This is a genomic window from Leptospiraceae bacterium, assembly GCA_024233835.1.
Classification (GTDB): domain Bacteria; phylum Spirochaetota; class Leptospiria; order Leptospirales; family Leptospiraceae; genus JACKPC01.
This window is the reverse complement of the sequence record JACKPC010000003.1, coordinates 768,374-782,117: the sequence shown is the minus strand read 5'-3', so window position 1 is coordinate 782,117 and position 13,744 is coordinate 768,374. Positions and strand designations below refer to the sequence as shown.

Annotated in this window: 13 protein-coding genes; 9 read left to right on the top strand and 4 right to left on the bottom strand. The window is 36.3% G+C overall.

The window, feature by feature from the left end; genetic code table 11:
* Positions 1–229 precede the first annotated feature (229 nt).
* The 9 genes from H7A25_17685 to H7A25_17645 all read left to right on the top strand — a co-directional run bounded on the left by H7A25_17685 (position 230) and on the right by H7A25_17645 (position 8,161).
* Complete coding sequence (locus H7A25_17685) at positions 230–1,150, top strand: lipase (protein ID MCP5501739.1); 921 nt, start codon at positions 230–232, stop codon at positions 1,148–1,150.
* Positions 1,151–1,211: 61 nt separating this feature from the next.
* Positions 1,212–2,264: a lipase chaperone gene (locus H7A25_17680; GenBank protein MCP5501738.1), complete on the top strand. Its 1,053-nt coding sequence runs from the start codon at positions 1,212–1,214 to the stop codon at positions 2,262–2,264.
* 4 nt (positions 2,265–2,268) lie between these two features.
* Positions 2,269–3,981 carry a hypothetical protein gene (locus H7A25_17675; protein MCP5501737.1) on the top strand — a complete coding sequence of 571 codons (1,713 nt, stop codon included), beginning with the start codon at positions 2,269–2,271 and terminating at the stop codon, positions 3,979–3,981.
* 1 nt (position 3,982) lies between these two features.
* Positions 3,983–4,798, top strand: coding sequence for a LytTR family transcriptional regulator (locus H7A25_17670; GenBank protein ID MCP5501736.1), 816 nt, complete (start codon positions 3,983–3,985; stop codon positions 4,796–4,798).
* Between the two features lie 89 nt (positions 4,799–4,887).
* Positions 4,888–6,012 carry a linear amide C-N hydrolase gene (locus tag H7A25_17665; GenBank protein ID MCP5501735.1) on the top strand — a complete coding sequence of 375 codons (1,125 nt, stop codon included), beginning with the start codon at positions 4,888–4,890 and terminating at the stop codon, positions 6,010–6,012.
* Entirely contained in the window at positions 6,009–6,557 is a 549-nt protein-coding gene (locus H7A25_17660) for a DUF2141 domain-containing protein (GenBank protein ID MCP5501734.1), read from the top strand. Before H7A25_17665 ends, H7A25_17660 begins: the two co-directional genes overlap by 4 nt.
* A gap of 2 nt (positions 6,558–6,559) precedes the next feature.
* Positions 6,560–7,105 (top strand): DUF2141 domain-containing protein, encoded by a 546-nt coding sequence (locus tag H7A25_17655; GenBank protein ID MCP5501733.1) that lies wholly within the window; start codon positions 6,560–6,562, stop codon positions 7,103–7,105.
* Positions 7,106–7,115: 10 nt separating this feature from the next.
* Entirely contained in the window at positions 7,116–7,574 is a 459-nt protein-coding gene (locus tag H7A25_17650) for a DUF2141 domain-containing protein (protein ID MCP5501732.1), read from the top strand.
* A 149-nt stretch (positions 7,575–7,723) separates the two neighbouring features.
* Positions 7,724–8,161 carry a DUF2141 domain-containing protein gene (locus H7A25_17645; GenBank protein ID MCP5501731.1) on the top strand — a complete coding sequence of 146 codons (438 nt, stop codon included), beginning with the start codon at positions 7,724–7,726 and terminating at the stop codon, positions 8,159–8,161.
* 351 nt (positions 8,162–8,512) lie between these two features.
* On the opposite strand, the gene H7A25_17640 is transcribed toward H7A25_17645, so the two are convergent.
* The 4 genes from H7A25_17640 to H7A25_17625 all read right to left on the bottom strand — a co-directional run bounded on the left by H7A25_17640 (position 8,513) and on the right by H7A25_17625 (position 13,742).
* On the bottom strand, positions 8,513–10,090 hold the full coding sequence (locus H7A25_17640; protein ID MCP5501730.1) for an AAA family ATPase: 1,578 nt from the start codon (positions 10,088–10,090) through the stop codon (positions 8,513–8,515).
* A gap of 135 nt (positions 10,091–10,225) precedes the next feature.
* Complete coding sequence (locus H7A25_17635; protein ID MCP5501729.1) at positions 10,226–11,554, bottom strand: hypothetical protein; 1,329 nt, start codon at positions 11,552–11,554, stop codon at positions 10,226–10,228.
* Positions 11,555–11,582: 28 nt separating this feature from the next.
* Positions 11,583–11,966, bottom strand: coding sequence for a DUF1566 domain-containing protein (locus H7A25_17630; GenBank protein MCP5501728.1), 384 nt, complete (start codon positions 11,964–11,966; stop codon positions 11,583–11,585).
* 198 nt (positions 11,967–12,164) lie between these two features.
* Positions 12,165–13,742 (bottom strand): IS66 family transposase, encoded by a 1,578-nt coding sequence (locus H7A25_17625; protein ID MCP5501727.1) that lies wholly within the window; start codon positions 13,740–13,742, stop codon positions 12,165–12,167.
* Positions 13,743–13,744 lie beyond the last annotated feature (2 nt).

The window sequence follows — 13,744 nt, the reverse complement described above, 5'->3', positions numbered from 1 at the left end:
AGGAAAAATAGCAAAATCATTGAGCAAGCATAGCCTATCAAAAAGTGCATATAAAACATTTTTATACGCCTGTCTAAAGTTTGTCCTCCTATTTTTGCAACGAGATCGAAAGCAATGAAATAAAAAATGACCGCTCTATCATATTTCTTCTTTTTTTAAAAATTATTACTTTCCTTTTTAGAACAAATCCGGTAAACTGGTCATATCCAAAAATGAGAGGAATGTGAAAATGAAAACTTTATTAACAATTGTATTAGCAGCCTTACTTACGACAGCAGTTTCCGCTTCCGGCGGTGGTTCTACTAAGCCTTTAGCTGGTAGCTATCCAATCGTTCTATCCCATGGTATCCTCGGTTTCGATGATACTCAGGGCCTAATGAATGGCCTCGTGAAATACTGGGGCGGCATGGACGATTATCTCAGAGAACAGGGTGCAGCTGTTTTGACTCCCGGTAAAACGGCAATGCAGGGTCTTCCCTACAGGGCTCAGGAGCAAAAAGAGCAAATCCTTGTCTGGATGGCAGCCAATAACTACTCTAAGGTTCACATTATAGGCCACTCACAGGGAGGATTGGATTCCAGGTATATGATAAGTAACCTCGGTATCTCCAATAAAATTTCCACCCTGACCACTCTGAACTCTGTTCATAGAGGAAGCCCGGTTGCTGACTTTGTTCTGGATGTTCTTCCGGACTGGATTGAACCCTTTGTAGGCTCTATACTAAATGAATTTGGAAAATTAATTTACGGTGGTGGAGAGCAGGATGTTATTGCTATGGGAGTTTCTCTTTCAACAGATACTCTTGCCGTTTTTAATCAAACTACTCCTAACGTATCCAACGTGAAATACTTTTCCTATGGTTCAAAAATAAACGTTCTTCCCACTATCATTCAACACCCAATTATGTTTGTCCTGTATCCAATTACCTGGGCAGGTGGTGTGTTCAATGGTCAGGGAGGAGACAATGACGGTGTTGTACCTTATTCCTCTCAGAAATGGGGAACCTGGAAAGGTGGACCTTCTATCCCGATTACTACAAACGGTGTAGACCATCTTCAGGCCACTAACTTTGAGTGGACCGGTCAACTCTGGTATGACGTTGAAGGCTATTACCTCAAAATGGCCCAAAACGCCAAAGCAAACCAATAGTTAAGTTTAGCGGGAGTTTTCTCCCGCTTTTTATTTTGTATAAGGATAATTTTTCAATTCTATGAATGGAAAAAAAACACTCATTCTTCTAACGATACTCTTAATCTCTTCTATCCTGTTTTATTTTATTTCTAACAAATCTGCACCCAAAACCGAGCAAGTCCAAATAGAAGAGAAAAAACTTCGCTTTCCGGGAGAATCCGTTAGCCCTGTTCCTATGGCTATGATAGGAGAATCAAGCTTCGGAAATCTGGCTGAGTCTATCTTCTATGATAAAAATATGATATCAGACGTTAATGAACTTTTAGAGCTTGCCCGCAAAGGCAAAATTAACCTTGTCTCGGAACTCTGGGCCATGAGGAGGAAATGTCCGGAAGATTATCGCTTTGAACAGTGCAATAATATGCTGTCTGTCTTTATCGATAAAAACTTTCCTCCTCCCGGTAATGAAACCTTGAAAAAACTTTTAAGCAAATATCTTAAGTATGAAATTGAGATGAGAGATTTCAAAACACCGGAAAATCTCAAACTTTCCGAACGGTACGAACTTATCAAGCAAAAGCGTAGAGAACTTTTCAGCGAAGAAGAAGCCAAATTAATCTTTGGTCTCGAAGAGTCTAAAGTAACTTTTTCGGAAGCTTCTCGAAACTTTTATAAGGAAACCAAAGATTTATCCGGCGAAGAAAGAATCAAGAAATACGAAGAACTCAAAAAAACCGTCTACGGAGACTATTATAGTTCGATGAAAGAACGGGAAACTCCTTTTAATAATTACGAAGTCGAAATTTCCCTACGAGAAAATGATTTTAAGAAATTGAAAGATGACGATAAAAAACAAAAAATGATCGAACTTCAAACAAAGTATTTCGGTAAAGAAGGAGCCGAAAGGATACAGAAGGTTTATGCACAGTTAGAAGAAGAAAAACAAAAAGAATCCGAGTATACAAAAGCTGAAGAGAAGTTCCTAAAGGACAATACAGGTCTTTCTGAAGAAGATAAAACGGAGAAACTAAAGGCTTTGCGTATTCAGTATATGGGAGAACAGGGAGCTGAAGAATATATTAGAAGAAAGCAATATGAAGAATCTTTAAAAAACAAAAAAACTAACAAATAGAGTCTTGGATTTAAAAATACTAAAACTTCCCTTCTTATTTTTTTGTATTATAATAGGCTTATTCGGAGGAATGCAACCTCTGCATTCTTCCCTGTTCGGGCTTATAGGCACCGCAGGTCTTATTTTACTGGCATCCGATTTAGCTAAAGAAAAAACCAGCCGTGCTTTTAAAATCTCCCTATTCCTGAATATTATAATTAACTTATGTATTTTTCACTTTATCTGGATAGGAGTCCATAATTTAAGCGGTTCCAATCTATTTGTATCCTTTCTCGCTTTTCTCTTCTATTCTATATTCTTAAATTCCAAGGTTTTTCTCTTTTTATTCCTCTCTCATTTTGTCCTGAAAAAAACTGAAATCTCGAAAACCTTTTTCTTTCCGACACTTGCTTTGAGTCTCGATTTATTCTTATACCAGCTCTTTCCCTGGCATTTCGGAGACCTTATCAGTTCTGATGTTTTTAGTTTACAAATAGCATCTCTTACCGGAATCTACGGATTAAGCTTTCTTTCCTTTTTATATCCTTCCGTACTCCTTTCCCTATTTGGCCGACTCTATCAAAAAAAGAAACAAATCGACTTTCCTCTATTCAAGAGAGAATCCCTTTACTTTCCCCTGCTTCTTATTTTTACTGTCTATCTCTATGGTTTTATAAGAGTTATATCTTTTCCAAAAGGTACGGAAGAAAACTTAAACATAGCCCTGGTACAAACCAATACAGCAGTAGGAACCCTTCAGGCACGTGAAGACGAAGCTTATGCAAAAGAAGCTTTAAACAAAGTCTTTAACTATTCCTTAAAGGCTATTTTCGAGGCAGGAAAAGAGGGTCTGGATCTATTGATATTACCCGAATCGGCTGTGCCCTTCTTTAGCACAGAAGCCACGAAAGACAATCTGGAAAAAAAAGCGTATTCTTCTACCTTTCAGGGAATTATTCTTTTTTTAAGCCGGATTTCTTCTGTGAGTATCCTGTATAATGAAGTCAATTTTGAAAACCAATCTGCCTACAATTCAGCTACTCTCTTCTCCCGAACCGATAAGACAAAAGAAATCTATCATAAACAAATTTTAGTTCCTTTCGGAGAAAGTCTTCCCTTTTCATTTTTAGAAAAACTTTTTCCGGAAAGTTCTAAATATAAAAAGTCCCAGAAAAAAATTCGCAGTCTTAGTTTAAAACTTATAAACCATAAAAACCTTTCTCTAAATCCTCAGGACATAAACCCTGATAAACTTGGAGAAATCAACAGACCGGAAAGTATATTCCATTCTATGAATATACAGAATTATGATAGAGAAATCAAACTTCTTCCCCTGCTCTGCTACGAAGCTATATTTCCTGAGTTTGTCAGAGAAGCTTTTTTAGAAAAAGAAAAACCGGAAATCATCATTAACCAGGTAAACGATTCCTGGTTCGGTAACCTCTGGGAAAACCATCAACATAACGGGATAGCTATTGTACGAGCGGTAGAAACCGGAAGATACTTCATCCGTTCATCTCTTTCCGGAGTTTCCAGTGTAACGAGTCCTATCGGAAATCAAGTTATAAGCGAAACGAAAATCAATACAGAAGATATTCGTATATTTAAAATTCCTGTAAGAGAAACTATAAAAGATACTCCTTATATAATATTCGGTAATTTAGTAAATTATATAATTCTATTGTTTTTTGGAATTATACTGTTTGTAAGTTTTTATAATAAGCATCTTAGAAAATAGTATGAAACAAAAAATATATAACTGGGTAATTATAAACACTCTGATAGCCGGTTTTATCTACCTATTACAATTGGAGTTTGCTAAAGAATCCATTCGTAATTTCAATCTCTTAAAATTTATAGATACCCTTTTTTCTTTCCAGGTAATTTCTTTATTTGCGATGATTTCCTCCTATCATTTTGCAAGCAAACTCAGTCCGAGAAGCTTTTCCGGTATTCTTTTCGTTGTAATTCCCGTAGCCTGCCTGGCCTCGTTTTGTGGAATAGGGGTCCTACTATTATACCACCTGATTATATACGGTCCTTCCTCTGAAGTTTTTCATAAAGACATTCTTATAAATATTTTTAAAAATACATCCATTATAACTCTCATAATAGCCGTGATTGCAAGCCGCATTGAACACCTCGAAAAAGAAAAGAAGCACCTCCATGATAAATTAGAAAACCTTCATTTTCCTCCTGACCCCCCTGTGAAACGTACAAAGTCTACAAGTCTCTGCATTAAGGAAGGTATAAATATGTATACAATACAGAGTTCAGATATTATTTACATTTCATCTCATGGTAAGAATATAGTCGTACATACTATAGAGAAGGAGTATAAAAAAGCCAGCTTACTTTCGAGCATCGAAAATAGTTTACCAGAAAACTTTATGCGGATTCACAAAAGCTATATCATAAACCTCCAAAGACTTTCCCATATCCAGTACAATAAGGGAGGGAGCTATCTGGCATACTTAAATGACGAAGAAGAAACTGTTCTGCCTGTAGGAAGAAAATTCGCCCCCCACTTAAAAGAAAAACTGAAACAATCGTAGCACTCATTCCCTATATGTAGCTTTCATAGCAACGCCTCTTGACAGGTGGTTTTTACCTGATATAGTGTTTGCTAAAGGAACGAAAAATCATGCGAACCAAATACTATATAATCACTCTGGCCCTTACATTTATTATCCTGGCATCGGAACTTTATCCCTGCTCTACCTTCGGCTTCAAATCCGGGGATGACTTTTTTATGGGAAAAAGTTATGACTTCACTTTTGGACACGGGCTCTTAATTACAAATAAACGAAATGTAATGAAAATGGGTCTCGTAATGGAGAAAAAAGTAGCAAAACACGCGGCAGAATGGATATCCAAATATGGAAGTGTTACCTTTAACCAATTTGGAAGAGAACTCCCCTCAGGTGGCATGAACGAAAAAGGATTAAGTATAGAGCTCATGTGGCTAATCGATGGGAAATATCCGGATTTAGAATCTAAACCAACTGTAAACGAACTTCAGTGGATTCAGTATAACCTGGACAACTATAAAAGTGTACAGGAAATGATAGACAATAGTAATAAAATACAAATTTCAAGAACCGCATCCGAACTACACTATCTTGCCTGTGATACAAACGAACACTGTGCCATCTTCGAATTTGAAGCCGGAAAGATGATAGTATATTCAAAAGATACTTTACCTACTATTGCATTAACAAATGAACCCTATCCCAAAATGTTAAAGGAAGATATTAATTACTCTGATAAAGAGTATACGTCCATTCCCAAAGGATTCAGTTCAGAGGAGCGTTTTTGTAGAATATCGCATCTTATAAAAAATTATAAAGAAGAAAAAGATGGCATTAAGTATTCATTTCATACCCTAAATGAAGTGAAATTTGAACCTAACTGGTACCATAAACTGAGAAACTTCCTTTTTAAAGATCCCTTACTCTATTCTTATTGGAATATTGTTTATAACACGAAAAAAAAAGAAATCCACTTTAGAAGCAAAGACTCCAATAAAATAAAAGAAGTTTCTCTTGAAGCTTTTGATTTCTCCTGCAAAACCCCTGTAAAAACATTGGATGTGAACTATGAAAAAATGGGGAAAGTAAACTCTGATTTCAAGAACTATACAAGAAAAGATAATGAGAAAATCATTTCTTTGAGCTATGCAAACTGGGGGGATGTACTACCCAAGCAGGCACAGGATTTCCTAATCGACTACCCTGAAAAACTACCCTGTCAGGAGGAAAAGAAATGAAAATCTTAATATTCCTTATAGCTCTATTATCAGGATTATTTAACTGTTCTTCAACACAAACAGTATACGATAAAGAAAAAAAGGGAGAGCTTATTTTGAAAATAGATGATCTCTCAAGTGGAAATGGCTTTATACGTATGATAGTTTTTGACGAGGATGGAAAAGAAGGTTACCCGGGTGATTCGAGAAGTTCAGTATATGCCTGCATCCTTCCCGCGAATATCTCAGAGGAAATGGTGATTCAAATTTCAGACCTACCTTATGGACGTTATGCGATTATTTATATGCACGACGAAAACGCTAATGCCGAATTTGACCTATTACTTCCTAAAAAAGAATGGCTTTTCTTCCTTCCTAACTGGCCGGTGGAAGGCTATGGTTACAGCAATGTAAATAGACCGAGTATAGGAACACCCAAATTTGAATCGGCCAGTTTTATTCTGGATAAAGATTCAAAAACTTTTGAACTTTATACTTCCTATTTCTGGAGAAGGTATGGAATCCTTTCCATTGCTCTGATAAATGCTCTATTAAGCGGAGGATAAAAATGAAAGCTCTCATTCAATTCATTATCTTACTTCTTATTATCTCCTGCAAAACAGTTGTACCCAAAAAAGAAATAAATTTAGACAAAGGAAATCTCCGTGTGGAAATAAAGGGTTTGAGAAATGATAAGGGAAATATCATGTTTTTCCTATTTTCTGAAGGAGCCCGGACTTCTTATCCACAAAACTTTAAAAGGGCAAGTGTATCCTACAGGCTTCCTGCAAATGTGGAAGAAAATATACAAATTGAAATTCCAGATTTAGCTTTTGGTAAGTATGTAATATTTCTTATCCACGATGAATCATCTAATAATGACTTAGACCTTACGATTCCGGATAAGGAATACCTGTATCTGATACCTAAATGGCCAACAGAGGGCTTTGGCTTTTCATCGTATAACAGGCCGGTGTTAATAACTCCAAAGTTCAAGGATGCTATGTTTGAATTCAATGAACCGGAGCAAAAAGTAGACCTGAACGTGTTTTATCTGTATGCAAGGTATGGATTCTTATTTGTAGCTATACCGCTTATTATTTCGAGTATGTGAGAGGAATAAAATGAAAAATCTAATATTTTTAAGTATTCTTTTGTTGGGAAGCATATTAAATTGTGCTTCTGTTGAACCACTCTTTACGCCCTTAGAAAAAAGTGCCGAAATCCGTATTAGTATAAAAGGTGTGCGAAGCGAAGGAGGATATTTAAATGTTGTAGCCTTTGACAAAGAAGAAAGGTTCATGAAATTTGATAAAGCTATTATCATGGCATACAGGAAAGCTTACAAACCTGAAATGAATTTTATTTTCAAGGGTAAGTTCTTTGAAGGAGAATACGCTTTTCTTTGTTATCATGATGAAAATGGTAATGGCAGTTTGGATACTTTTAAGTCCGGGATTCCCAGAGAAGGTTTCGGAATAAGTAATAATACAAAAAGTATGCCCAACTGGGAACAAGCTAAATTTAAAGTTACAAATGAAATGGAAAGTGTTTCAATACAGATTACTTATACAGATAATTAGTTTATAGGAAAATGTTGGTATCTGCTCAAAAAACCAGGAAGTATTTTTTAATCGCAGGCGAGCCATCGGTGGCTCGCTTACTTCCCGAAAAAAATGAGGATTTACAAATATTGTGTATAAGTTTATTAAACAATAGAAAGGAGCATAGAATGAAAATCGGAATTTTATTTCTTTTACTGGGTATCGTATCCCCATTTAGTATCTTTGCAGAAAAACCCACAACCTGTGAGTTGAAAATAGAACTAAAAAAAGTTCATAACCAGAAAGGCAATATCTTAATAGGGATTCATAATAAAAAGGTTAAGAATTTTGCAAATTCAAAACCATACAAAAAAATTGTAATAAAGGCAAATGAATCGCTTGCAAATGTAAGCTTACCCTGCAAAAAATATGCTATCGCCCTTATTCATGATGAGAATAACAATAATAAGTTAGACACAAACATGATAGGGATTCCCAAAGAAGGATATGGTTTTTCTAATAATCCACCGTCTAATTTCGGACCACCGAGCTATGAAAAAGCAGAGTTTACATTGAAGCCCGGCGTAAATACGATTCAAATTGATTTAGTTTACCTGATGGAATAAAGAAATCGTGTTCAGTGTGTATCTGAATTGGTCATGAACAATCGAGAGGAAGTTTTTTTACAGCACGTCCTATCAAGAGAGATTGCCATCCGAAACCAATATATTATCTTTTGTGATAGTCAGAGCATCACAGACAGAGGGGTAATATTTTAGGAACTTAAGAAATAGCTTATAAAAGGTATTTCTCTTTCGGGGACAGGGAAAAAGGTACAGGCCTGAAGAAGAATAAGAATGATATAGAGAACTCGCATGACTTACCTATTGCTAAGTTAGACTAATTGAATTATCAAATCAAGAATTTAATTGAGTAAAAAAGCGAATATAAGTAAAACATCCAATAGGGAATAGTAATTAGCATACCACCTCTTCCCAATCAAATGACGTGATGTTTCTGTCTGTTTTGTTGAACTCCACACCGATTAGATATATGCTTTTTACTGATCCGGAATAAAGGTGTGAACTTTCATAACCTATATATTTCTCGTGGTATTTTTTTTCTTTGATCTGCGCAAGGGCACTACCTTTTGGTGTTAGTTCGTTCACCTTGAATTCCAAAACATAGCAATGACCATTGAGAATGGCAACCATATCTATTCTGCCGAGATTGGTTACATCTTCCACATGAACCTCAACACCGGTTGCTGTGAAATAAGTGTAAAAGACAGATGCATAGTAGCCTTCGTAGTCGGCTATCGTATTACCCGTATACCAGTTGTAAGGAATCGAGGCGAAGAAGGAGTGGAACAGTTCTTTTAATCCTCCAACATCGCCTTTGTGTAATAATTTGAATAGTGTGCTTTTATTTCTTTCTTTATCCGTACTAAAGCTATTTGCAAGATACTTCAAAATAGAATCACTCAGGCTACTCTTTACTTCTTTATTGGGATAGACTAAATGATAGATAATCATATCCCCTAATCTTTCTATTTCTTTAATCGTCAAATAACCGGTTTGGAACAAAAGAGCTTCGAGTTCTATTGAACCCACATCAAAGCTATTTAAAGAAGTCTCTGTGAGTTCTATATCCTCTAATTTTGGAATCGGGAATTTTCTTTTTTCGATGAGCTTGATTAAAAAAGTAGGAGTGCCCGTTTCAAACCAGTAGTTTTTAAAAGTTCTTTTATCTAGTAAATGCAATACATCAAAGGGGTTATATACTTTTGTTCCATCAAAACTATAACCATTGTACCACTCTTTCAGCTCTTCCAGAGAAATACCGGAAAGTTGCTCCTGAAAGGTATCTTCCAATTCATTCTGAGTGTATCCACAAATAGTAGAAAAACGTGGATCTAAGGTAATGTCTGTTAGATTATTCAGGCCACTAAATAGATTCACTTTGGAAAACTTACTCACACCGGTTATAAATACAAACCTGATGTAAGAATCTGAATCTTTGATAACAGAATAAAACCCTTTTAAGATTTCTCTAATTTTGATAGCGGTTTCTTCTTTTTCTATATTATCCAAAATGGGTTTATCATATTCATCAATCAGAACGACTACTTTTTCTTTAAATTGTTTGGAACTCTGTTCAATTAATTCTTTCAAACATACAGATGCAGGCAATCCCTTCTCACAGGATATGCCCAGATTTCTCTGGTTGTAACGGAGAATACCATGAATAATTTCATCAACCTGTTCGGGAGTCTGCATAAGCCCTCCGCCAAAGCTGATTTTAATCACAGGGTATTTTTTAGACCAGTCCCAGTTCTTTTCTAAAAACAAACCTTTGAAAATCTTTTCATTTCCTTCAAATGCTTCCTTCAGGGTATCTAAAAAGGAACTTTTTCCAAACCTGCGGGGGCGGGAGAGAAAGAAGTATGTGCCTATATTAGCGAGTTTATAGACGAATTCTGTTTTATCCACGTAATAGTGGTTTTCTAAAATAAGTTTAGAAAATGTCTGAATTCCCAGGGGTAGCCGCTTCATAGGGGATAGCCTGAGTGAAAATCTACTTTTTGTCAAGTGTAAAGCAGGGTTTGATTATGCGATCCTGTCAAAACCGAAAAAATTTCAGGTGAAGAAGAACAAAAATGATATTGAGAACTCGCATGACTTACACTTTTAGAACCTGTAGGTATAGCTTACTTCCATGCTTCTTCCTGCTTTCATAGTTGAGAGAGAAGGATAGGAAAATGTAGCAAATTTGTCCTGGGGGAAAAGAAAAAAGTGAAACCCCTGTTCCTGTGAAGGTGTTTCGGGAGATGCTGGTTCGGAAGGAGATGAGGGTTGTTCGCCTTCTTCTATAAGCACATCATTAGGTATATCTATCACATAGGCATCAATGACATTCATTAAATAAATGGCTAATGCAAGGGTAACGGTAGCATCTGCGGCACGGGAAGATGTCTTAACACTATTTCTGGAAGATTCAGCATATAAAAAGAGATAAATAGAAGGAACTCCTGTTATAGACCCGGGAAGGTAAGAGAGTTTTTTTGCATTTTCAAAAGAAGAATAATTTGAATTGTACACATTTTTCTTTGAGTTTAAATATACAAGACTACCTGCAAAAAGAGAGAAATACAAGCCTCCTCGAAAGGGTTGGTTTTTATGCCATTGTCCGAAGCCGGGCAAAATTGTCGAACGCCAGAGATAGGGAATGTGGGATGGCTCTCCCTGGTAGGGATTCAGTGCCTCATAGTTCCAGTATTCGAGTGTTCCTCCTGTTATCAAACGGGAAAATTCCTCAATAGACTCCCGGATATCGCCCCCGGATTCAATTTTTACCGTCTCAGAGAAATCCACAGTACGCTTATGAATATCAATCACATCACCGCTGATATAGATATCCTTACCTATCCGTGAAATACTACCTACAAGTAGTTTATTCGCTTTAAACTTTTCAGCGATTTCCCCGGCACATTTCTTATCATTACATTTACCTTCGCGGATAGCCTTTAAAAAACTCACTTCATCGACGACATGAAAAACCTTTTTCTGAATGATACTGGCCTTAATTAACTGTGAATATAGTTTGGCTTCTGCTTTGGAGACCCGGCTTGTATCCTCAAAGGGTAGAATGGCAAGTCTTGGTTTTTCCCCTTCTTTCGGCTTCCAATTTGTATTAGTCATCAGGATTTCTGCCACCCGAAGTCTTTCTTCTTTTATAGCTTTTTTTGAATTTTTTGAAGGCCAATTTACAGGTCGTATCTTTAAGGTTTTTACCAGTTTTTTCTCAAATTCCAGTGAACTCTGATTCTGAAAAGACACTTTAAGGGATTGTACCTGGATTTTAACAATGACATTCTCATACTTTTTACCGCTTTTCAAGAATAAGGTATCCGGAAAAATAGGGACAGACAAAAGAAGGATGATGTAGAGTTTACTCATAGTTATTATAATATTTCCTTTACTTAATACTATCGAATTTTCATATTTTTTATAAAACATTCGGCTCTCCTCATCCATAACTCCCTAACTACGGTCCGGATACACAACGAACATCATAACTACTCGTCTTAAAGCCCTGGTAGATTTTGCCTTCATCGAAATCGACGTACCACGCGGTACCAGTAAAACTCGACTTCGTAGTAGAACTCCAATAATAGGTAGAGGCTGTTGCAGGAAAAGCAGTAGTATCGATTGCAGGGCTATCTGTAGTATAATCTACAATGCTTTGCAACTCATTTCGATTGGGTAGTCTCCAGTTTGTTATTGAACCAAGATTTAAATTATTACAATAGTCTATCGCAGATTGCCATGAGGTGATATCTGCTACTCCTGTATCATCACTACAACTTGAATCATTATTTCTGCCAAGTCCACACTTCTGCCAGATAAGCCCTGTAATCGAATCTGTTATAGTTCCATCACCGTTGTCCGTAAAGGATACAGTCCCCTCTGAGGGTCCGGATACACAACGAACATAATTATAACCCGTCTTAGGGTTGTTGCTGACAAAGCCGTCATTGAAATTGACGAACCACGAGTAGGAAGTAAGACTCGACCTCGTAGTGGAACTCCAATAAGCGTTATTGGTTGTACAGGAGTAAGCGTTAAATTATACCCACCCCATAACCTCAGAGAAAATTCTTTCACAATCTTTTGAATTTTTGCAAAGTGGTAATTTTTCAAGGAAATCGAGTAAAGTTTCATATGGTTCTTTATTATTGGCTTTACATGTTTCCAAAAAAGAGAACCAGAAAGCGGTAGCTTCTGCTCCACGAGGAGAGCCTGAGAACATCCAGTTTTTTCGTCCTACAACAAAAGGGCGAATAGCATTTTCCACAAAGTTGTTATCGATATAGATTTCTCCATGTTGGAGATAAGGTCGTAATTTTTCCCATCTGTTTAAAGCATATTGAATAGGCTTACCAACTCCAAATTCTTTCGGTAAACGAATTGCCTGTTCTTTCAGATATGCTTCGAGTTCTAAAAATACAGGTTTTGCTTTTGTTTGACGGATTTCTACAATTTTCTGATATTCTTCTTTTTCATAAAGTTCTAATTTTTTAATTTGCTTTTCAACCTCATACAATTTTTTTATCAGATACAATACTTTTGCTGCAACCCTATCTTTTGTTGAATGATATAGCTTATAAAACTTTCTTCTTACATGTGCCATACATTCCGAAAGAATAATATTCTCATTAGAAGCTAAATGTGTATCATAGCTTTCATAACCGTCTGTTTGAACGAAACCTGTATAATCTTTTAACTCATTTTTTAAGAATTCCGCACTTCTCGTAGGTGAATATTGAAAAAGAATAATTCTTTTAGAAACGGTTCCACCGCGTAGAACCCACATGAATGATTTTGTGGTATTCTTCCGCCCGGCTTCTTTGAAAACCTGGAGACTTGTTTCATCTATCCCTATTATGGGCCCTTTCAATAGATACTTATTGAGAAATGAGAAGAATTCTTTATATTTCTCATATACTCCAACTACCCAGTTTGAAATAGTTGCTCTTGGAATTTCCAGACCATACCTATAAAATATTTTACTCATTCTATAAAAGGGAATGTGGTCAACAACTTTTGATACCAGAACATAGGCCATTAAGGAGGGTGATAAAATACTTCCCGGCAAGAGCGATTCAGGTCTCTTTGCTGTGAGGATAATTTTCCCTGCTTCGTCTCTCTCGTCACCTTCACAACCTTTACAGGCGTATCTTCTGTATATATGCCTCTCTACATACAGTTTTGCTGGAATCATTACTAAATTCTCAGAAATCTCATCCGGGAGCTGATGCATCCTGCAACCACAATTGCAGATTTTTTCTTCTTCCTCTACATCATGAACAATTTCTTTTCGAGGTATATCTTTTGAAATCTTTCTTCGCCCCTTTCTCCTGTGTTCTCTTACATGGGATTCTTTAAGGCCTTCAAATAATTCAGATTCATCATCAAGACCATGTTCTGCTTCATTAAACAAAAGATACTGCTCATATTCTAAAAGACTCATCTTTTCGGATTTTGCTCCAAACAAAATCCGCCTGTAATCCTTAATTTCATTCTCTAACTGTAAAATCTTGTTTTGTGAATTTTTAAATTTCTCCTCTATAGAGTTCTTTTCTGCACTTAAATCCAAGATTTTTTGCTTTAAAGTTAAAATATCATCAGGTAAGCTTTCCAGCATGA